18 protein-coding genes and 1 tRNA gene are annotated in these 19,740 nt (G+C 70.6%); 14 read left to right on the forward strand and 5 right to left on the reverse strand.

The window, feature by feature from the left end; translation table 11 throughout:
• Genes AB0H86_RS17655 through AB0H86_RS17680 form a run of 6 tightly spaced genes read left to right on the forward strand, consistent with a single transcriptional unit; the run spans nt 1 to nt 4,906 of the window.
• Nucleotides 1-1,449, forward strand: a complete 1,449-nt coding sequence (locus AB0H86_RS17655; protein ID WP_362438676.1) for an NAD-dependent succinate-semialdehyde dehydrogenase — start codon at nt 1-3, stop codon at nt 1,447-1,449.
• A complete protein-coding gene (locus AB0H86_RS17660; protein ID WP_362438679.1) occupies nt 1,446-2,216 on the forward strand; it encodes a fumarylacetoacetate hydrolase family protein in 771 nt (256 codons plus the stop codon). Before AB0H86_RS17655 ends, AB0H86_RS17660 begins: the two co-directional genes overlap by 4 nt.
• The gene (locus tag AB0H86_RS17665; protein WP_362438682.1) at nt 2,213-2,584 is read left to right on the forward strand and encodes a VOC family protein; all 372 of its coding nucleotides are present in this window, start codon (nt 2,213-2,215) and stop codon (nt 2,582-2,584) included. Before AB0H86_RS17660 ends, AB0H86_RS17665 begins: the two co-directional genes overlap by 4 nt.
• 26 nt (nt 2,585-2,610) lie before the next feature.
• On the forward strand, nt 2,611-3,396 hold the full coding sequence (locus AB0H86_RS17670) for an alpha/beta hydrolase (protein ID WP_362438685.1): 786 nt from the start codon (nt 2,611-2,613) through the stop codon (nt 3,394-3,396).
• 22 nt (nt 3,397-3,418) lie between these two features.
• Nucleotides 3,419-3,898 (forward strand): heme-binding protein, encoded by a 480-nt coding sequence (locus AB0H86_RS17675; protein WP_362438688.1) that lies wholly within the window; start codon nt 3,419-3,421, stop codon nt 3,896-3,898.
• Between the two features lie 3 nt (nt 3,899-3,901).
• Nucleotides 3,902-4,906 carry a methionine synthase II (cobalamin-independent)-like protein gene (locus tag AB0H86_RS17680; protein WP_362438691.1) on the forward strand — a complete coding sequence of 335 codons (1,005 nt, stop codon included), beginning with the start codon at nt 3,902-3,904 and terminating at the stop codon, nt 4,904-4,906.
• Between the two features lie 82 nt (nt 4,907-4,988).
• Here the strand turns inward: AB0H86_RS17680 and AB0H86_RS17685 are convergent, their stop codons facing one another.
• Nucleotides 4,989-5,276: an antibiotic biosynthesis monooxygenase family protein gene (locus AB0H86_RS17685; RefSeq protein WP_362438694.1), complete on the reverse strand. Its 288-nt coding sequence runs from the start codon at nt 5,274-5,276 to the stop codon at nt 4,989-4,991.
• Between the two features lie 181 nt (nt 5,277-5,457).
• On the opposite strand from AB0H86_RS17685, the gene AB0H86_RS17690 reads away from it, so the two are divergent.
• The 5 genes from AB0H86_RS17690 (at nt 5,458) to AB0H86_RS17710 (ending at nt 12,033) form a co-directional block, all read left to right on the forward strand.
• The gene (locus tag AB0H86_RS17690) at nt 5,458-6,906 is read left to right on the forward strand and encodes an aldehyde dehydrogenase family protein (protein WP_362438697.1); all 1,449 of its coding nucleotides are present in this window, start codon (nt 5,458-5,460) and stop codon (nt 6,904-6,906) included.
• Nucleotides 6,907-6,971: 65 nt separating this feature from the next.
• Complete coding sequence (lhgO, locus tag AB0H86_RS17695) at nt 6,972-8,171, forward strand: L-2-hydroxyglutarate oxidase (RefSeq protein ID WP_362438700.1); 1,200 nt, start codon at nt 6,972-6,974, stop codon at nt 8,169-8,171.
• A 172-nt stretch (nt 8,172-8,343) separates the two neighbouring features.
• Nucleotides 8,344-9,204, forward strand: a complete 861-nt coding sequence (locus AB0H86_RS17700; protein WP_362438703.1) for an amidohydrolase family protein — start codon at nt 8,344-8,346, stop codon at nt 9,202-9,204.
• 13 nt (nt 9,205-9,217) lie between these two features.
• Nucleotides 9,218-10,930, forward strand: a complete 1,713-nt coding sequence (locus AB0H86_RS17705) for a thiamine pyrophosphate-dependent enzyme (protein WP_362438706.1) — start codon at nt 9,218-9,220, stop codon at nt 10,928-10,930.
• A 20-nt stretch (nt 10,931-10,950) separates the two neighbouring features.
• On the forward strand, nt 10,951-12,033 hold the full coding sequence (locus tag AB0H86_RS17710) for an Ldh family oxidoreductase (protein WP_362438709.1): 1,083 nt from the start codon (nt 10,951-10,953) through the stop codon (nt 12,031-12,033).
• 251 nt (nt 12,034-12,284) lie between these two features.
• Here the strand turns inward: AB0H86_RS17710 and AB0H86_RS17715 are convergent, their stop codons facing one another.
• Nucleotides 12,285-12,863, reverse strand: a complete 579-nt coding sequence (locus AB0H86_RS17715) for a helix-turn-helix domain-containing protein (protein ID WP_362438712.1) — start codon at nt 12,861-12,863, stop codon at nt 12,285-12,287.
• 321 nt (nt 12,864-13,184) lie between these two features.
• On the opposite strand from AB0H86_RS17715, the gene AB0H86_RS17720 reads away from it, so the two are divergent.
• Both AB0H86_RS17720 and AB0H86_RS17725 read left to right on the forward strand, forming a co-directional pair.
• The gene (locus AB0H86_RS17720; RefSeq protein ID WP_362438715.1) at nt 13,185-14,636 is read left to right on the forward strand and encodes an MFS transporter; all 1,452 of its coding nucleotides are present in this window, start codon (nt 13,185-13,187) and stop codon (nt 14,634-14,636) included.
• Between the two features lie 59 nt (nt 14,637-14,695).
• Nucleotides 14,696-14,769, forward strand: a tRNA-Pro gene (locus AB0H86_RS17725).
• A 57-nt stretch (nt 14,770-14,826) separates the two neighbouring features.
• On the opposite strand, the gene AB0H86_RS17730 is transcribed toward AB0H86_RS17725, so the two are convergent.
• From AB0H86_RS17730 to AB0H86_RS17740, 3 genes are all read right to left on the reverse strand, one after another.
• Nucleotides 14,827-15,990 carry a M20 family metallopeptidase gene (locus AB0H86_RS17730; protein WP_362438718.1) on the reverse strand — a complete coding sequence of 388 codons (1,164 nt, stop codon included), beginning with the start codon at nt 15,988-15,990 and terminating at the stop codon, nt 14,827-14,829.
• Entirely contained in the window at nt 15,987-17,411 is a 1,425-nt protein-coding gene (locus AB0H86_RS17735) for an aldehyde dehydrogenase family protein (RefSeq protein WP_362438721.1), read from the reverse strand. Before AB0H86_RS17735 ends, AB0H86_RS17730 begins: the two co-directional genes overlap by 4 nt.
• An 84-nt stretch (nt 17,412-17,495) precedes the next feature.
• Complete coding sequence (locus AB0H86_RS17740; RefSeq protein ID WP_362438724.1) at nt 17,496-19,058, reverse strand: GMC family oxidoreductase; 1,563 nt, start codon at nt 19,056-19,058, stop codon at nt 17,496-17,498.
• A 131-nt stretch (nt 19,059-19,189) separates the two neighbouring features.
• Here AB0H86_RS17740 and AB0H86_RS17745 point away from each other — a divergent pair, with 131 nt between their 5' ends.
• Nucleotides 19,190-19,687 (forward strand): hypothetical protein, encoded by a 498-nt coding sequence (locus tag AB0H86_RS17745; protein ID WP_362438726.1) that lies wholly within the window; start codon nt 19,190-19,192, stop codon nt 19,685-19,687.
• Nucleotides 19,688-19,740: the final 53 nt, after the last annotated feature.

Consider the following 19,740-nt stretch of genomic DNA (forward strand, 5'->3'; position numbering starts at 1 on the left):
ATGACCACCGACCAGGGCTACCCCGCCGTCCGTATGTACATAGCGGGCGAGTGGTGCCGGGGCGGGACCGGCAGTACCGCCCCGATCGTGAACCCGGCCACCGAGGAGGTGATCGGAGAGGTTCCGCTGGCCACGACCGCCGACCTGGACCGCGCGCTCGGCGCCGCCGAAGAGGGCTTCCGCGTCTGGCGCGACACATCCGTCGACCGGCGCACCGCGATTCTGCACACCGCCGCCGACCTGATCACCGAGCGCGCCGCCGAGATCGGCCGCGTGATGACCCTGGAGCAGGGCAAGCCGCTCGCGGAGTCGACCGGAGAGGCCCGCCGCACCGCCGGCACCCTGCGCTGGCACGCCGACGACGCCCGCCGCGCGTACGGCCGCATCATCCCCTCCGCCCCCGGCACCGTGCTGACCGTACGGCGTGCGCCCATCGGCCCCGTGGCCGCCTTCGTCCCGTGGAACTTCCCGGTCGGCGGACCCAACCGGAAGATCTCCGCCGCGCTGTCGGCCGGCTGCTCGATCATCATCAAGGGCTCCGAGGAGACGCCCGCCACCGTCGCCGCACTGGTCCGGTGCTACGCCGACGCGGGCCTCCCGCCCGGTGTCCTCAACCTCGTTTTCGGCGAGCCCGCCGAGGTCTCCGCCCACCTCATCGCCTCCCCGACCACCCGTCTGATCGCCTTCACCGGCTCGGTCCCCGTCGGCAAGCTCCTCGCCGCCGAGGCCGGCAAGGTCATGAAGCCGTCCCTGATGGAGCTCGGCGGCCACGCCCCGGTGATCGTGTGCGCGGACGCCGACCCGGTACCGGCCGCCCGCAACGCCGCCCGGGCGAAGTTCGCCAACGCCGGCCAGGTCTGCACCTCACCGAGCCGCTTCCTGGTCCACGAGAGCCTGGTCGAGGAGTTCACCGCCGAGTTCGTGAAGGCCGCCGAGGGGATCGTCGTCGGTGACGGGCTGGCGGACGGCACGACGATGGGCCCCCTCGCCAACGAACGCCGGCTGACGGCGATGGAGCGCCTCACCGCCGACGCCGTCGCCCGGGGAGCCACGGTCCTCACCGGCGGTCGACGGCTCGACCGTGCCGGGTACTTCTTCGCGCCGACCGTCCTGACCGACGTACCGGCGGACGCCGAGCTGATGCACGAAGAGCCGTTCGGACCGGTCGCCCCCATCGTCGCCTTCACCGACCTGGACGAGGCGCTCACGACCGCGAACGGACTGCCGTACGGCCTCGCCGCCTACGGCTTCACAAGGTCCGCCGCGACCGTCGAGCGGCTCTCCGGTGAATTGGAGGCCGGCATCCTGTCGATCAACCACTGCGGCGGCTCGGTCCACGAGGCCCCCTCCGGAGGGGTGAAGGACAGCGGCTACGGCCGTGAGGGCGGCCCCGAGGCCCTGGACGCCTACCTGATCACGAAGCGCGTCTCCCACCAGCTGGTGCCATGAGGTACACGCGAGTCTCGGTGGACGGGCGACCGGTGTGGGGCCGGGTGGGGGAGGAGGACATCTCGTTGCTGTCCGGTTCCCCCCTGGAGGGCGAACCGGATGTCATCGGTACGGTGTCGCGTGCGACGGCCGTATGGCTGCCGCCTGTTGTGCCTCCCGTCTTCTACGCGGTCGGTTTCAACTACCCCCGGCACATCGAGCACGCCGGGGTGCCGACCCCGGACCGCCCCGAGGTCGGCTACCGCGCCAACAACGCGCTGACCGGACACGGTTCGCCCATCGTCAAGCCGGACGAGGTCGAGGGCCGGTTCGAGGCCGAGCCCGAACTCGTCGCGGTCATCGGCCGTACGGTCCGCCGCGCCACCCACGAGGAAGCGCGCGGGTCCGTCTTCGGCTGGACCATCGGCAACGACGTGAGCGCCCGCAGCTGGCAGCACCAGGACCGCACCTTCTGGCGCAGCAAGAACAGCGACACGTTCAAGCCGATGGGCCCGTGGATCGAGACGGACGTCGAGGCCCTGGCGCAGACCACCACGCTGAGCGTCAACGGCGAGGTCCGCGCCGCGTTCCCCACCGGCGACATGGTCTTCGACCCCTTCGACTACATCGTCGAGATCACCCGGCACATCACCCTGCACCCCGGCGACGTGCTGTGGATGGGCGCCGAGTCCACCTGCCGGATCGAGCCGGGCGACACCGTGGACGTCGAGATCAGCGGCATCGGCGTGCTCTCCAACCCCGTACACCCAGAAGGGAACCACGTATGAGCAACGCACCCCGCTACATCCACCACGTCAACTTCCCCACCACGGACCCCGACCGGACCGCCGAGTGGTACACCAAGGTCTTCGGCATGAAGCGGATCATGCCCAAGTCCAACACGCGTGTGGTGCTGATGACCCGCGGCACCTTCGACCTGCACTTCACGCCCGTCGAGGAGATGGAGCGCATGGCGCCCTATCACTTCGCCGTCGAGGTCGACGACTGGGACGAGTTCCTCGCCCACCTCAAGGAGCTGGGCATCCGACACACCCGGCCGATCGAACGGCCGGAGAACCAGTCGAAGTTCTGCTACATCCACGACCCGGACCACACCATGATCGAGCTCGTCTTCCACGGCCGTCGCCCCAACTGAGCACGTACATACGGGAGTTCATCCTCATGCCCATTGCCGACTCCGACGGCACCGCCATCTACTACGAGCGCCACGGCAGCGGCCCGGCGATCCTGTTCGTGCACGGCAGCGGCGGCCACCACGCCGCCTGGTGGCAGCAAGTGGCCGCGCTGCGCGACGAGTTCACCGTCGTCACCGTCGATCTGCGCGGCTTCGGCAAGTCCGACTCGTCGATGAAGGAGTTCGACGGCCAGGACTTCCCCGGTGACGTGGTCGCCGTCCTCGACCAGGAGAACCTGACCGACGCCATGCTGGTCGGCCAGTCCATCGGCTCGGTCGCCGCCCTGCGCGCCGGCCTGCTGCGTCCCGAGCGGGTCTCCTCCGTCGTCCTCGGCCACTCCCTCGGCGGCATCAGCCACCCCGAGCTGAGGGAACTGGCCGCCGCCGACCGCGCCGAAGCCGTCAAGCTGCCCGTCATCGACCGCCTGTTGACCAGGCCGTTCCAGCAGGAGCGCGCCGACCTGACGTTCCTGTTCCAGCAGATGGGCACCTTCAACGTCGCCAAGATGCAGGACCTGCGCAACCTCGACACCGACGGGCCCTCACTGGAGGACATCCAGAACTCGGGCGTCAAGGTCGCGTTCCTCGCCGGCGAGCGGGACGCGGTGCTCAGCGTGAAGACCGTGACCCGCGCCCACGAACTGCTGCCCGGCTCCCACCTGGAGATCGTCGAGGGCGCCCCGCACTCCATGTACTGGGAGACACCCCGGAAATACAACGCGGCCGTCGCCCACCTGCGCCGCACCCTCAACGCCCGCACCGAAGCCGCATGAGCCCCGCACCGAAGGAAGCCGTATGAGCAGCCTGACGCTGGACGCCGCCGAGGAGATCATCGACGCCGCCCACGAACGCGCCCGGGCGATCGGGAAGGCGGTGAGCGTCGCCGTGGTGGACGCGGGCGGTTTCCCCATCGCCATCCGCCGCCCGGACGGAGCCCGCCCGCTCACCCCGGACATCGCCCGTGCCAAGGCCTACACCGCCGCGATCATGCAGCGCCCCGGCACGATGCTGAGGAAGTGGCAGGAGAGCCAGCCGGTCTTCTTCTCCCAGCTCTCCCAACTCCCCGGCGCCGCCATGCCGATCATGGCCACCGAGGGCAGCCTCACCATCAAGAAGGACGGCGAGATCATCGGCGGCCTCGGCATCGCCGGCGGCACCGCCGACGAGGACCAGCAGATCGCCGAAGAGGTCCTGCGATCCCTCGGCTACGAGCTGGAGTTCGCCGCCTGGGGCGTCACGGGCGGCCAGGCCACAACCTCCGGAAAGGACGCGTGAGCCATGGCGGACACGTTCAACTACCGCATCGACCACCACGGCAGCCTGGTCCGCCCCGTCGGCCTGTCCACGGACGATCCGGAGTCGGTGGCGGACGCGGTGCGCGAGGCGGTCGCGTATCAGCGCAAGCTGCGCTCCACCGTCGTCACCGACGGCGACTTCCCGCGTGAGGACTTCCGCAGCGCGATTTTTGACGGCGTGTCAGGATTCCGTCGTACGGACGAGACCGGCACCGACGGCCTGGTGCGCTGGGTCGCCGAGTCCCTGCCGAAGGCCAACGGCCCGCTGCTCGCGGACTGGGCGACGCGGCTCGCCGAGCTGACGGTCATCGCCCCGAAGACGTCGCTGCCCTCCCCGGCGTACCTCGCCGCCACGACCTTCCAGCCGGGCCTCGGCATCCCCTCCGCCCGCGAACTGGGCGAGGCCCTCGCGGAGATCATCCAGGCGGAGATCGAGCTGCTGGTCGCCAAGGGCGTACGTCTCATTCAGCTCAACAACCCTCTCCTGCTAGGTCAGTTGGGCACCGACCCGGCCGATCCGGGCGCGCTGTCCTTCGAGGACGCGCTCGCCGTGGACGCGCTCGCGGTACGGCTGGACGAGCGTCCCGAGGGCGTACGGATCGGCGTCGCCCCTGGCTGGGTCGCTCCCACCGCGGTGGACCGGGCCCGCGCCGAGCAGCTCTACGGCACGATCGGGGCCGACCGCTGGATCCTCCCCTTCCACCAGGGCACCCCGGCCGAACTCGCCCTGGTCAGGGCACTGCCCGAGAACCGCGACTTCTGCCTGGGCATCGTCGACGCGACGGTGCCCGAGCTGGAGGACATCGACACGGTGATGGAACGGATCGACCCGGCAGGCGAGTTCAAGGACTTGGAGGACGCGGCCGTATCGCCGTCCCGAGGCTTCGCCGACATGGCATCGCGCCCCCTGCTGACAGCCGAGGACCAGCACAAGAAGCTAGTGCTGGTAGAGACAATCGCCCGATACTGCTGGGGCAACGAGTTCTGAAACGCCCCAAAGGGGCGCGGGGAACTGCGCGACAAGCCACACACAAACCCGCGCCCCAAAACGCACACAAGCCCGGCAGACGCTAAATCACCTCGGCGAAAGTAACCGTACGGTCGGTCAACAACGGCCACACGGTCTCTACGATGATCTCCTTGAAATGCTCCGCAACCTTGTGCGCCTCGAACCCGGCCCGATCCGTGTAGCGCTCGTACAGCAGAAAACCGCCAGCCTCGTCGGCCACGGCATGCACCTCGTACACCTCGTTCCCGGGCTCGCCCCTGGTGTATTCGCGCACCCTCAGCAGAGCGTCCCGCACCGTCGCCTCGTGGTCGGCGGCGCAGCGGTACTGGGCGACGACTGTATAGGCCATCTGTTTCCTCCTGGTGGCGGGTCCGACCCGCACGATTCCAGCACGGATCAACCGTCGGCCGACCCCCGCACGACGCAACCAATGCCTGCCCCCACGGGGCTGGTGGCCCGCTCCCACATGGTGTGTTGTCGCATCCTGCCCGCACGATCCGCCTCCGCGGACGACAAAGGAAGTGATCTCCATGCGCACACTGGAAACCCTCTCCGGCGGGGAGTGGGTCACCACCGGGGACTGGATCGACGTCCACGACCCGGCCGACGTCCGCGCCCCGATCGCCCGCGTCCCCGCCCTCGCCGCCAAGGACGTCACCCGCGTCTACGACCACGCCGAGCGTGCCTTCGCCGCCTGGAAGCGCACCAGCCCCTTCGAGCGGGCCCGCGTCTTCACCGACGCGGCCCGGCTGATCCGCGAGCGGGTCGAGGAGATCGCCGCCGACGTCACGGCCGAGAACGGCAAGACCCTCACCGAGGCGACCGGCGAGACCCTCAAGGCCGCCGACTTCCTGGAGTACTACGCGGGTCTGGCCCGCCAGGGCTACGGCACCCTCCTGCACGACGTCCGCCCGAACCACCGCACCCACACCCAGCGCGAGCCCATCGGCGTCATCCTGGTGATCAGCCCGTGGAACGACCCGCTGATCACCCCGGCCCGCAAGCTCGCCCCGCTGCTCGCGGCCGGCAACGCGGCCGTGTTCAAGCCGGCCACCGAGACACCGCTGTCGGGTCTGCACTTCGCCCGCGCCCTGCACGACGCCGGTCTGCCCGCCGGAGTGCTCAACGTCGTGACCGGCCGTACCGCGGAGATCGAGGAGGCCCTCCTGGACGACCCCCGGATCGTCGGCATCACCTTCACCGGCTCCAACGCCGTCGGCAACCGCATCCGCCGCCGCCTCGCCGACCGCAACGTCCGCTTCCAGGGCGAACTCGGCGGCAAGAACGCCTCCGTCGTACTCAAGGACGCCGATGTGCCCGCCGCGGTCAAGGCCGTCGTAGCGGCCTCGTTCGGACAGGCGGGCCAACGCTGCACCGCCACCAGCCGTGTGATCGTCGAGCGGCCGGTGTACGAGGAGTTCGCCCGCCTGCTGGTCACCGAGGTCGAGGCCCTGAGAGTCGGCCCCGGCTGCGACCCGGCCACCACCCTGTGCCCGCTGTCCAGCCCGAAGCAGCGGGACTCCGTCCTCGCCGACATCGGCCGCGCGATCGAACAGGGCGCCACCTTGCTGACCGGCGGCACGGCCGACACCGAGGGCGAGCGCGCCCACGGCTGCTACGTGCGGCCGACCGTGCTGGCCGACGTCACCCCGAAGACGGCGATCTGGCGTGAGGAGGTCTTCGGCCCGGTCCTCGCCGTGCGCACGGTCGACGACTTCGCCGCCGCCGTCGAGGCCGTCAACGACTCCGACTTCGGCCTGGCCGCCGCCGTCTTCACCCGCGACCTGACACACGCCTACCGCTTCGCCGACGAGGCCGAGTGCGGACAGGTCGCGGTCAACACCACGACCACCGGCTGGGACGTCCATCTGCCCTTCGGCGGGTTCCGCGACTCCGGTACCGCCTACAAGGAGCAGGGCGACGAAGTCCTGCGCTTCTCCACCCGCGTCAAGACGGTGGCCGTCCACTTCGGCGCCTGAGCACAACACCCGTGCACAGCAATTGAGTACAGCACCTGAGCACAGCACGAGAGAGGAGCACGCCGATGGCTGACGAGACGATCGGCATCGTCGGCGCCGGCATCGTGGGTCTGGCCACGGGCCGCGAGATCGCCCTGCGCCGCCCCGGCACCCGCGTCGTGGTGCTGGAGAAGGAGCAGCGGGTCGCCGTCCACCAGACCGGGCACAACTCGGGCGTCGTCCACGCCGGGATCTACTACCCGCCCGGCAGCCTCAAGGCCGACCTGTGCGTACGGGGCGTGTCCATGCTGCGCGAGTACTGCCGGGACCGTGGAGTGCCGTACGACGAGATCGGCAAGCTCGTCATGGCCGTACACCCGGACGAACTGGGCCGGATGGAGAGCCTCTACGAGCGGGCCAGGACCAACCACGTGCCCGATCTGCGCAAGGTCTCCAAGGAGGAGATCCGCGAGATCGAGCCCCACGCCGGCGGCATCGCGGCCCTGCATTCCCCGCGCACCGCGATCACCGACTACCCGGCGATCGCCCGGGAGTTCGCCAAGGACATCGAGGCCTCGGGCGGCGAGGTCAGGCTCGGCTTCCCGGTCACGTCCCTCACCGACGTGCCGGGCGGCATCGCGGTGGCCTCCGGGCAGCACCGGGTCCGCGTCGACCGGCTGATCCTGTGCGCGGGCCTGCACGCGGACTCGGTGGCCAGGATGGCGCGGGACGGACAGGAGCCGAGGATCGTCCCGTTCCGGGGCGAGTACATGCTCCTCAAGCCGGACCGGACGCACCTCGTCCGCGGGCTCCTCTATCCGGTCCCGGACCCGCGCTACCCCTTTCTCGGCGTGCACTTCACCCCGCGCGTCGACGGCTCGGTGGAGGTCGGCCCGAACGCCGTCCTGGCCCTGGCCAGGGAGGGCTACCAACTCGGCAGGATCTCGCCCAGGGACCTCCTCGGACTCGCCGCCTACCCGGGCTCCTGGAGGATGGCCGCCCGGCATTGGCGTACGGGCGTCAAGGAGTACCGCGGCTCGCTGTCCGCGGCGGCCTTCATGAAGGACGCCGAGGCGTACGTCCCCGGTGTCGGCGTCAGGGACGTCGTGCGCGGCGGGGCGGGCGTCCGCGCCCAGGCCCTGGACCGGGACGGCACCCTCGTGGACGACTTCCGCATCCACCGAACGGGACGGGTCACGGCCGTACGCAACGCGCCCTCACCGGCCGCCACGGCCTCCATGGCGATCGCCGAACACATCGTCGACGCTGTCTTCGGCGAGGCGTGACGACGCGTGACGACGCATGACGACGCGTGAAGCAATCAGTGAATGCCCTGCGTAGAGCGGTCTTTCGCGCAACAACAGCTTGCGTTCCCAGGGCTCTGCAAGGCCTCCCGTCCCGCCTAGCGTTCCAACCGCACCACCCCGCCAGCCCCGTTCGAGAGAAAGAGCCCACGACATGTTCGTCGTCGACACCCAGATCCACATCTGGAAGGAAGAGACCCCGGACCGCCCCTGGGTCCCCGGCGCACGGGAGCGCATCCGCCTCAACGGACACCGCGAGGACCCCTTCTCGTACGAGGAGGCCCTGGAGCTGATGGACGAGGCCGGCGTCAATCGCGCGCTGATCCTTCCGCCGTCCTGGGAGGGCGACCGCATCGACTACGCCCTGGAAGCCTGCGAGGCGCACCCGGACCGCTTCGGCATCATGGCCCGCATCCCGCAGAACAAGCCCGAAGAGGGCAAGGCGATGCTGGCGGACTTCGCCCAGAACCCGCACGTGAAGGGCACCCGCCTCACCTTCCACCGGCCGATCGACCGCAACTGGATGATCGACGGCACCAACGACTGGTACTGGCCCATCGCCGAGGAACTCGGCATCCCGACCATGGTCCACGCCCCGATCTGGAAGCGGGAGTTGGGCGAGATAGCCGCCAAACACCCCGAGCTGAAGATCATCATCGACCACATGGGCATCATGGCCCGCTGCGTCGACGACGCGATCGGCTACTGGGTGCAGGAGACCGCCGACCTGGCCGCCCACCCGAACATCTACGTCAAGGTCTCGGCGCTCCCGGGCTACTCCACGCAGCCCTTCCCGAACAACAACATCCAGAAGTACGTGCGCGAGATGGTCGACAAGATGGGCCCGCAGCGCTGCTTCTACGGCACCGACATCACCCGCCTGCTCGGCCACGGCATCACCTACACCGACACGATCGAGCAGTTCACCAAGCACTGGGACTTCACGCCCGAGGAACTTGAATGGATCATGGGCCGCGGTATCTCCGAGGTCCTGAACTGGCCGATCGAGGGCTGAGGAAGCACGAGAGATGACCGACACCACCAACTCCCCGGGCGCCGACGGCGGCGACGCTCTCGTCACCGCCTTCAACGCCGTCGGCGCCGACTACCTGTTCTGCTCGTCGGGCTCCGAGTGGGCCCCGGTGTGGGAGTCGCTGGCCCGGCGCCACCGGGAGGGGCTGCCCTGCCCCGAGTACCTGGACCTGACGCACGAGACCGTCGCCGTCGGCATGGCCACCGGCTACGGCCTGGTCGAGCGCCGCCCGCAGGGGGTGCTGCTGCACGCGGCCCCCGGTCTGTTGCAGGGCTCGATGGCCGTCCACGGGGCGCTGCTCGCGGGCGTCCCGATGGTGGTCTCCTCCTCGGAGTCGACCACGTACGGCGACGGCCCCGGCCGGGACCCGGGCGGCCAGTGGTACCGCAACCTGTCCGTCGTGGGCGGGCCGCACCAGATCGCGCAGCCCTTCACCAAGTGGTCCAACGAGGCCGCCGGCGTCCACACCCTGCCCACGATGGTCGCCCGGGCGGCGGAGCTGGCCTGGCGGGCCCCGGCGGGACCGGCGTACCTGAACATCCCGCTGGAGATCCTCCTGGAGGAGTGGGACGGCCGCGAGGCCAAGCCCATCGTCCCGCCGGGCTCCACACACAGCTCGCCGGAAGAGGTCGACCCCGTCGCCCGGATGATCCGCGAGGCGGCCGACCCCGTGATCGTCACGGAGACGGCAGGCCGTGAGGCGGGCGGCTTCGAGGCCCTGGTCGCCTTCGCCGAGGCGTGGCACATCCCGGTCGTCGAGCCGGACTCGGCGGTCTGCGGCAACTTCCCGCGCACCCACCCGCTGCACGCCGGCAGCGACATCGGCCCCTGGATGGACGAGGCGGACCTGATCCTCCTCGTCAACTGCCGCGCCCCCTTCTACCCGCCGTCGCGCCGCCCCTCCAAGGCGCGGATCGTCGTCATCGACGAGGTCCCGCAGCGCCCCCACGTCGTCTACCAAGTCCTGTTCGCGGACAAGTACTTGGAAGGAAACGTCACCAACACCCTGCGCCAGCTCGCCAAGCGGGCGAAGGATCTGGACGAGGCCGCGGTCGCGCTACGGCGTACCGCGCAGGAGCAGCGGCACGCCGCCGAGCAGGCCGCCATCGCCGGTGCCGAGGCGAAGGCCTCCGCCCAGGCCGAGGGCATCGACCCCGTGCTGGTCGCCGCGACACTGCGCAAGCTGCTCGACGGCAAGGACGGCATCGTCGTCGACGAGACCATCACCCACAGCCGCGTGGTGAAGCGGCACGTCCAGACCGACGCCCCCGACTCCTACTTCTATGTGCAGGGCGGCCTCGGCCAGGGCATCGCGGTCGCGCTCGGCGTCAAACTCGCCGCCCGGGAGCGCCCGGTGGTGCTCACGATCGGCGACGGCGCGTTCGCGTACAACCCCGTCATCCCGTCGTACGACGCTTCGAAGGCGTACGACCTGCCGTTGCTGATCGTGGTGTTCAACAACCGCGTCTACAAGTCGATGAATCTCAACCACCGCAGGTTCTACCCCGAGGGCGCCGCCGCCGAGACGGGGGAGTGGCTCGGCACCGATCTGCACCGGCTGCCCCGACTCGCGCAGTTCGCCGAGCCGTTCGGCATGCACACCGAGACCGTCGACGCGCCGGACGCGCTCGCGCCCGCGCTGGAGCGCGCGCTCAAGGCCATGTCCGAGGGCACCACCGCCGTCGTCGACGTCCTCGTCACCCGCTGACCCAGGAGGCATCCGCCACCATGACCGACACACCGACCGCCAAGCCGGGCAAGGTCCGCGTCCGGGCCGAGGACCTGCGCACCTTCTCCGCCGCCCTGCTGGAGAAGGGCGGGCTCAGCCCCGAGGACGCCGCCACCACCGCCGACGTGTTCGTCTGGGCCGCCCTGCGCGGCGTCGACTCCCACGGCATCGCCCGGGTCCCCGCCTATCTGGAGCTGCTCGCCAAGGGCGTGGCCAACGCGCGGGCCGAGATGAGGGTGGAGTCGACCACCCCGGCCGCCGCCGTCCTGGACGCCGACCGCGCCCCCGGCCCGGTCGCCCTCGTCGCCGCCGCCGACGAGGCCGTGAGCCGGGCGCGCACCAACGGCATCGCCTCCGTCGGCGTACGCGGCACCGTGCATACCGGCGCCATCGGCTACTACGTCTCGAAGATCGCCGAACAGGGCCTGGTCGGTCTCGGCTTCGTCGCCGGGATGCCCAACATGGGCTACACGGGAGTCAAGGGCGCCGCCGTCGCGACCAGCCCGCTCGCCATCGCCGTACCGACCGCTTCGTCGTCCGGTCACCCGCCACTGCTCCTCGACATGGCGACGGCCACCGTCGCCCTCGGCAAGATCCGCCAGGCCAGGGCGAGCGGCACCCCGCTGCCCGAGGGCGCGGCCGCCACCGAGGACGGCACCCCCACCACCGATCCGGAGAAGGCGGTCATGCCGCTGCCGCTGGGCGGCGCCAAGGGGTCCGGCATGTCCCTCGCGTTCGAACTGCTCACCAGCGTGCTGGTCGGGGCCCCGATCTTCGCCGCGTTCCACTCGGACGACCCGCAAGGCCGCACACACCGCCAGAACGCCCTGCTCATCGCCGTCGACCCGGCCGCCTTCGGCGGAGCGGAGGGTTTCACCGCCGCCGTCGACGCCACACTGAGCACCCTCAAGGGCCTGCCGGTCGCGGACGGCGCCGACGGCGTGTACTACCCCGGCGAGCGCAGCGCGGCCGTCGCCGTGGAGCGGGCCGAGCGTGGGATCCCGGTGGCGCCGAAGGTGTGGCGCGAACTCACGGAGAACGCCGAGAAGTTCGGCCTCGTCCCGCCCACGCCGACCTCCTGAACGGACCACCGGACCGGATGCCGCCGGCCGCTCGGGGCTCGGCCGGCGACATCCGTCGCCTCACGGTGGACGGCCGCCCTCACCTGGCGGGCGATCAGGGCGTACGTCTCCCGCGCCTTCTCGTCGTCCGAGCCGTCGTAGCCGTGGTCCGCCCCCGTCACGTCGTGGTGATCGACCAGGGAGCCCGCCTTCCGCAGCCGGTCGGCGTAGCTCTTCGCCTCCGCCCGCAGCAGGTCGTACTCGGCCGGATCTCAGTGCCTGGCGCGCACGCCGTCCAGGGCGACGGAGAGCACCCGATCGCGCTGGGCGTCGTCGTCGAAGGCCGTACCGGTGATGCCCGCGACCATCCGCACCAGGTCGGAGAAGTCCATGTCGACGCGCGCCTCGCCCGCCTTCTGGGCCCGTTCGAACAGTGGGCCGCCGGCCGCGTACATCGACTCACGGCACGCGGCGAAGATCTCCGACTCGTCGTTGAGCGCCTCGCGGACGGCCCGCTTGGTGACCATGTAGCCCGCGAACCGGTCCAGCCAGGCGATCAGGGCCTCCCAGGGGGCCCGGTCGGCGACCTCCTCGGCGACCCGGCACAGGGCGTTGACCTCGTCCGCGTAGACGCTCTCGAAGAGGTGACGGCGGGTGGGGAAGTTCCGGTACAGCGTGCCGATGCCGACACCCGCGCGCCGGGCGATGTCCTCGAGAGAGGCCTCCGCGCCGTGCTCCGCGAACGCGTCGCGGGCGGCGGCCAGCAGGGCGTCGTAGTTGCGGGCGGCGTCCTTCCGGTGCGGCCGCCGGGACGCGACGATCTCGCTGACGGGGAACGGCTGGGCGGTCACGGCTGCCTCCCGGGCGGGGACGAGGTTGAAGCGGAGGTACGCCTCCGTTATGGTGGAGGGGTACCTCCACTTTACCAGTGCGGGGTGCGCTCGCCGTGGATGCGTGCGGCCGCACGCATCGGCGACGGGGCGACATCCCCGTACCCCCCGTCCTGTACTCACCACGGGCTCCGCTGCGTGCATCGCCCGTGGGCCCACCACCTTTCCGCGACCGCTCACCACGGCCGTCCCCGTGCCCCGTGCCGCCCCCGGCGCGCACCGGGCCCGCACGGCCGTGGGTCGAGGCGTCGGCCGCACCCCGTGTTCGGAGAGGCACTTCCCATGCCCAGCAAGTCCACCCGTCTCACCTTCGCCGTCCTCGCGGCCGGCGCCGGTGTGTTCTCCATGCTGCAGTCGCTGATCGCGCCGGCCCTGCCGACCGTCCAACACGCGCTGCACACCTCGCAGTCCACCGCGACCTGGGTGATGACCGCCTATCTGCTGTCCGCCTCGATCTTCACCCCGATCCTCGGCCGGGTCGGCGACCTGATCGGCAAGAAGCGCACCCTCGTCGCCGTCCTGGTGACGGTGGCGGTCGGCTGTCTGCTCGCCGCGCTAGCTCCGAGCATCGGCGTGCTGATCGTCGCCCGGGCCGTCCAGGGGGTCGGCGGCGCCCTGTTCCCCCTGTCCTTCGGCATCATCCGGGACGAGTTCGCCCCCTCCGAGGTGAGCGGCAGCATCAGCAACCTGTCCGCCGTGATCGCGGCGGGCGGCGGCGTCGGCATGGTCGCCGCCGGGCCCATCGTCACCGCGCTGGACTACCGGTGGCTGTTCTGGATCCCGGTCGCCATCGTGGCGGCCGCCACGATCATCGCCGTACGGTATGTGCCCGAGTCCCCGACCAGGGCGCAGGGGCAGGTCAACTGGCTAGGTGCCGCGCTGCTTTCGGCGTGGCTGGTCGCCCTGCTGCTACCGCTCAGTCAGGCGGCCGTGTGGGGCTGGGGCTCGGCGCGGGTGCTCGGTCTGTTCGCCGCCGCGGTCGTCCTGTTCGCGCTGTGGCTCGCCGCCGAGGCCCGCTCCCGCACCCCACTGATCGACCTGCGGGTCATGCGGCTGCCGGCCGTGTGGACCACCAACACCACCGCGTTCCTCTTCGGCGCCGGAATGTACGCGATCTGGTCCTTCCTGCCCGGGTTCGTGCAGACACCGTCCTCGGCCGGGTACGGCTTCGGCGCGAGCGTCACCGGCGCCGGACTGCTCATGCTGCCGATGCTGGTCGCGATGTTCCTCTCCGGCGTGCTCAGCGGCCGACTGGAGCCGGTCCTCGGCGCCAAGGTCCTCCTGACGACCGGTGCCGCGCTCGGCGCGCTCGCCTGCGGCATCCTCGCCCTCTGGCACGACGAGCAGTGGCAGATCGCCCTCGTCGCAGGGCTGTTCGGCCTCGGCGTCGGCCTCGCCTTCGCCTCCATGGCCAACCTGATCGTGAGCAGCGTCCCCGCCGACCAGACCGGCGCGGCCACCGGCATGAACGCCAACATCCGCACCATCGGCGGCTCCATCGGCGCCGCGGTCACCAGCGTCCTGGTCACCGGCCGCCTCCAGCCGTCGGGCCTGCCGTACGCCTCCGGCTACACCCACGGCTTCACCCTGCTCGCCGTGCTCTGCCTGGCCGCGGCGCTGGCCGCGCTGCTCGTGCCGGTCCGGCGCGTTGGTCGTACGACGGGCCGCCCGCTCGCCGCGGGTGACACCACCGCCGCGGAGCAGGTGACCGTGGCCCCCGGCGCGCGCGGCTGACGTGCGCGCATGCGGTAGGGTTGATCCGCGCGCTCACACGGGCGACCGTGGTAGCGCACCGGGACGTGGCGCAGCTTGGTAGCGCACTTGACTGGGGGTCAAGGGGTCGCAGGTTCAAATCCTGTCGTCCCGACTTTACGAAGTCGCAGGTCAGGGGCCGTTTCAGAGGAGATCTGAAACGGCCCCTTGATCATTCTTTCCCTCGCTTGACAGCCTGGGAGGTCGCGGCGAGGTCGGCGGCGGTCCAGGCCATCGCGATGGCGCCGTCCAGGACGGCGCGGTCGGCGGCCGGTGTGACGCATGCGGCGGTGAACTCGGGCTGGTGGTTGACCGCGGGTGCGCAGTCCAGTCCGAGCATGGGATGGATGGCGGGCACGGCGTGGGACACGTTGCCCATGTCGGTGGCGGCTCCGACGGCCGCGCCGCCGGGCAGGTCGGGGAAGGATCGGCCAAGGGCCTCGGCATTGGCCCGGTACAGCGCCAGGAGCCCGGGGTCGGGTCGCATGTCGGCGTAGTCGGGGCTGACCTGAGCGATCGACAGTTCGCATCCGGTGGCGAGTGCTCCGGCTTCGAAGCAGCGCTGTACGCGTGCCGTGAGCGGTGCGAGTGCCTCCAGGTCGTCCGAGCGGACGATCCATCGGCCTCGGCTGGCGTCCGGGATGATGTTCGCCGCGCTGCCGGCTTCGGTGACGATGCCCTGGATGCGGTCCGCGGCTGTGGTCTGCTGGCGCATCAGTCCGATGGCCACCTGGGCGACGGTCATGGCGTCGGCCGCGTTGACCCCGCGTTCGGGATAGGCACCCGCGTGCGCGGGCGTGCCTCGGTAGGACACGTCGAACATGGAGACCGCCGAGCCGGGCATGGCTTCCATCTCGACGGCCGCGGGATGCACCATCATCGCGGCGTCGAGTCCGTCGAAGGCTCCGCGTTCGAGCATGAGAACCTTGCCGCCGCCGCCTTCCTCGGCCGGTGTCCCGAGCACGGTGATTGTCATTCCGAGGTCGTCGGCGAGGCCGGCCAGCCCGAGTCCGGCGCCCACCGCGGCGGCGGCGATCACGTTGTGTCCGCAGGCGTGGCCGATCTCCGGCAGCGCGTCGTACTCCGCGCAGATCGCGATGTGCAGCGGTCCGGAGCCCACGGTGGCGCGGACCGCGGTGGGCAGGCCGTAGCAGCCGTGTTGGACCTCGAATCCGGCTTCGCTCAGCTGCTGGGCGACCCAGTCACTGGCACGGATCTCCTGGAAGGCCAGTTCCGGGTGGGCGTGGATCCGGTGGGACAGATCCAGCAGGTCGCGTTCCGCTGTCCGGACCCGCCGCTCGATGATGCTTTTGGGGTTCGTCGGCGAGCTCCTCACGACGCGGGCCGCGCGGCGATGTGGACGGAGGTCGGGCGGGTGGCGGCGTCGTAGGACGCGGTCGCACCCGTGGCGCCCATGCCGCTGTCGCCGGCCGGTTCGTAGAGGCGTTCCGGGCCACCGCCCTGCCACTGGTTGATCCAGACGACGCCTGCGGGGATCCGGGCGGCTGCGGCTATGTGGTCGGGGTCGTCGGTGTAGACCGTCGCGGCGAGGCCGAAGCGGGACCGGGAGGCATGCTCGAGGCCCTCCTCGAAGGAGGAGACGACCACGACGGGGGCGAGCGGGCCGAAGGTCTCCTCGTTCATGACCAGCATCGAATCGTCGACGCCGGTCAGGACCGTGGCCGGGTAGAAGAAGCCCTTGCCGTCCGGCTCGACTCCTCCCGCGCGGATCGTCGCACCGCGCGCGACCGCGTCGGCGACGTGCTGCCGGACGATGTCGAGCTGACGCTCGTCGACCAGCGGGCCCATCATGACGCCCTCGTCGTGGCCGTCGCCCATGGTGTACGTCTGGGCTTGCTCGACCAGCGCGTCGATGAACTCGTCGGCGATGTCCTGATGGACGTAGACGCGTTCCATGGACGTGCAGATCTGGCCGGTGTTGATGAAGGCGCCGAACGCGACGGCCGCCGCCGTCGTGGTGGGGTCGACGCCCGAGTCGATGACGACGGGGTCCTTGCCGCCGAGTTCGAGCACCGCGCGGTGCAGCAGGCTGCCGGTACTCGCGCCCACCTTGCGGCCGGCCTCGACAGATCCGGTGAAGTGCACGAGCTGGATCTGCTCGTGTTCGGCCAGGGGTACTCCGGCACGTGCGTCGCCGAGGACCAGGTTCACCACCCCCGGTGGCAGGTTCAGCAGTTCGAAGAGCCGTACGGTCGACAGCGGGGAGCGTTCCGAGGGCTTGACGACGACGGTGTTGCCGGCCGCCAGCAGCGGGCCGAGCGCGACAAGAACCATGGTGACCGGGAAGTTCCACGGTGTGATCACCGCGGTGGCCCCCAGCGGGTGGCGTCGGATCACCGTCGCGCCGGCGTCGGGGTGGCTGACTGTCTCCTCGAAGGCGTACGACAGGGCCTGGTTCGCCGACGCCTTGAGGCCGGCCACCGCGCCGTCGATGAAGGTGCGACCGATCCCGGTCGGCTTGCCCATCTCCCGGCACTCGAGTTCGGCGAGTTCCTCGGCGTGCTCGGCGATGATGTCGGCCCATGCCGAAATCCGCGCGACGCGCTCGCCCACGGGCAGCGCCGCCCATGCGGGCTGTGCCCGCATCGCTGCGGCCACCGCGCGGTCGACGTCGGCCCGGCAGCCGCCGGGAGCGCGGGCGACGACCTCCTCGGTCGCGGGGTTGACGACATCGAGCAGCACGTCATCCAGGGAGTCCTCCCAGATGCCGCCGATCAGGTTCTGCAGGGTCTTCATCGGGGCGGTCTCCTCCGTGTGACGGGCCGGGAAGCGTGGCAGTGGTCCGGGCCCGCCGGAATCGGTCGGGCAGGCGTGGCCGTGTCAGGCGATCCGGTCGGCCATGAGCTCACCGGCCATGATCGTGGCGAGGTTGGTGTTGGCGCGGGGCACGGAGGGAAAGACCGAGGCGTCGACCACGTGCAGGCCGTCCACGCCGAGGACGCGGCACTCGCTGTCCACGACGGTGCCGGGGTCGCCGGCCACACCCATGCGGCAGGTGCTGGTGCCGTGCTGCGCGTCCATGACCGTGGCCAGCAGGTGGTCGTCGAGTCCGCTGTCGCTGTCCAGCACACGGAACAGGGCCTCGTTCTCCTTCTCGAGCGAGCCGGCCGTGATCTCCGCGGCCTCGGGCCGACACGCCAGGTCGACCAGCGCCCGCACACCCTGACGCATGCGGGCGAGGTCCCGCCCGTCGGACAGCATTCGCTGCCGCACCAGCGGCTGATCAAGGGGGTCGGCCGAGGCAAGCGTCAGCACGCCGGTGGAGTAGTTCTGGTTCAGCCAGACCCCGAAGGCTCCCGAACTGGTGCCGGTCGAGGCAGTGGCCATGGCCAGCACGTTCTGGTTGAGCGAGACGAACATCAAGTCGTTTCGTGGGGCATCGGAGCCGCTGGTCCATCGGACGCAGACGTTGGTGTGCCGGTCGTGCGGCGTCTTGACCGCTGCCGCATCCGTCAGCGGGATCGACACCAGAGCCATCGGGTGGTCCTGCATGCCGTGCCCCACCGGAAGGTCGTGGCGCACGTCGATTCCCACAGAGCGCAGGTGCGCCGCCGGGCCGACGCCCGAACGCATCAGGATCGCCGGGGAGTGGATCACACCGGCACTGAGGACGACCGTGTCGGCGTGTTCGGTCACCACCCGGCCGCCGACGAGCAGCCGGACTCCCACCGCCCGGCTCCCGGCGAAGACCACCCGGTCCACCAGGGCGTCTCCGCGGATGCTGAGCGTGCTCAGCTCCCGGCCCGCCTCCAGGTACGCGTCGTTGACCGTCACCCGCCGACCGCCACGCGAGTTGATCGGGTACGGCGAAACACCGGTCGCCGAAGGCGCGTTGACGTCCGGGGCCCAGCCGAACCCGGCGGCGAGAGCGGACCGGGCCAGTGCGGTGTCGACACCGCCCCACCGGTCCTGTGGCATCCGGTGGATCGGCGTCGGCCCACCGCGGCCGTGGTGCGGCTCGTCACCGAACTCCGAGTCGTCCTCCAGCTTCGCGAAGTAGGGCAGGACGTCCTGTGGCGACCAGCCCGAACAGCCGAGGGCCGTCCAGTCCTCGAAGTCCTCCATCGGCGGCCGGATCGCGATCTGTCCGTTGATCGACGAACTGCCACCGACCCCCCGACCGCGCCAGTACGGCGCCTGCTGCTGCTTGTCGGTGCGCGAGGATGTCAGCCCCATCCAGAGCAACCCCTCGGCCGCTGTGGGGTCCATCAGCGCGACCACGGGGTTGGGCGAACGCCACGCCTCGTGCATCTGCGCCGACCGGTAATCGGGGCCCGCCTCCAGCAGCAGGACCCGCTTGCCCTTCTCCGCCGAGCGAACCGCGAACGCGGCGCCCGCGGACCCGGCCCCCACCACGATGACGTCCCAGCCGCCGCTCGTCATGTCTCGTCTCCCGCCGTAGGGTGATCGCTCGTGGCCTTGGTGGCCCGCTGGCTTGCCTGGTACTGTGCAGCGCTCGAAGAGTTCAGTCAAGACTGAACGTTCACTTTTTTCTGACCGCTCGGAGGGTCTCCGTGTCCCAGGCGGCTGAGGGCGTCAACCCCGACGCCCACGACGCACTTGTCGAGGAGTTCGGCATGCACGTCGGCCGGGCGATGGGCTGGCCACCGATGGCCGGCCGGGCAGCCGGCCTGTTGATGCTGAGCGAGAAGCCGATGACCCTCGCCGAACTCCAGGACGCCCTCGACGCGAGCAAGGGGTCGGTCTCGGAGATGACGCGGCTGCTCATGGACAACGGCACCGTGGAGCGCTCCAAGGAAGAAGGACAGCGGCATTTCGTCTACCGCTGGAGGGACGACGCCTGGGTCGGTTGCCTGCAGCACATCGTCGCTTCGACCACGCAACTGCGCGAGCTCGCCGAACACGCGCAGGTGCTGGGTGCCGGGATGACGGCAGTGCAGCAGCAACGGCTCAGCGAGATGCAGGAGTACTACCACTTCATGGTGGGCCGCCTCGAGACACTCCTGTCGGAGTACACCGCCGCACGGGAGTCTCGCAGGGCGCAGCCGTAACGGCCGACCGAGGATGCGATGGCGTCCTCGCGATCGCCCACTCCGACAAGGAG

This window comes from Streptomyces sp. NPDC050997, from assembly GCF_040660135.1.
Lineage (GTDB): Bacteria > Actinomycetota > Actinomycetes > Streptomycetales > Streptomycetaceae > Streptomyces.

Excerpts from the sequence above, each read along its gene's own strand:
- AB0H86_RS17690 (WP_362438697.1), top strand. The coding sequence starts at position 5,458 with ATGCGCACACTGGAAACCCTCTCCGGCGGGGAGTGGGTCACCACCGGG.
- AB0H86_RS17665 (WP_362438682.1), top strand. The coding sequence starts at position 2,213 with ATGAGCAACGCACCCCGCTACATCCACCACGTCAACTTCCCCACCACG.
- AB0H86_RS17700 (WP_362438703.1), top strand. The coding sequence starts at position 8,344 with ATGTTCGTCGTCGACACCCAGATCCACATCTGGAAGGAAGAGACCCCG.
- AB0H86_RS17660 (WP_362438679.1), top strand. The coding sequence starts at position 1,446 with ATGAGGTACACGCGAGTCTCGGTGGACGGGCGACCGGTGTGGGGCCGG.
- AB0H86_RS17705 (WP_362438706.1), top strand. The coding sequence starts at position 9,218 with ATGACCGACACCACCAACTCCCCGGGCGCCGACGGCGGCGACGCTCTC.
- lhgO (WP_362438700.1), top strand. The coding sequence starts at position 6,972 with ATGGCTGACGAGACGATCGGCATCGTCGGCGCCGGCATCGTGGGTCTG.
- AB0H86_RS17675 (WP_362438688.1), top strand. The coding sequence starts at position 3,419 with ATGAGCAGCCTGACGCTGGACGCCGCCGAGGAGATCATCGACGCCGCC.
- AB0H86_RS17710 (WP_362438709.1), top strand. The coding sequence starts at position 10,951 with ATGACCGACACACCGACCGCCAAGCCGGGCAAGGTCCGCGTCCGGGCC.
- AB0H86_RS17670 (WP_362438685.1), top strand. The coding sequence starts at position 2,611 with ATGCCCATTGCCGACTCCGACGGCACCGCCATCTACTACGAGCGCCAC.
- AB0H86_RS17740 (WP_362438724.1), bottom strand. The coding sequence starts at position 19,058 with ATGACGAGCGGCGGCTGGGACGTCATCGTGGTGGGGGCCGGGTCCGCG.
- AB0H86_RS17680 (WP_362438691.1), top strand. The coding sequence starts at position 3,902 with ATGGCGGACACGTTCAACTACCGCATCGACCACCACGGCAGCCTGGTC.
- AB0H86_RS17685 (WP_362438694.1), bottom strand. The coding sequence starts at position 5,276 with ATGGCCTATACAGTCGTCGCCCAGTACCGCTGCGCCGCCGACCACGAG.
- AB0H86_RS17735 (WP_362438721.1), bottom strand. The coding sequence starts at position 17,411 with ATGAAGACCCTGCAGAACCTGATCGGCGGCATCTGGGAGGACTCCCTG.
- AB0H86_RS17655 (WP_362438676.1), top strand. The coding sequence starts at position 1 with ATGACCACCGACCAGGGCTACCCCGCCGTCCGTATGTACATAGCGGGC.
- AB0H86_RS17720 (WP_362438715.1), top strand. The coding sequence starts at position 13,185 with ATGCCCAGCAAGTCCACCCGTCTCACCTTCGCCGTCCTCGCGGCCGGC.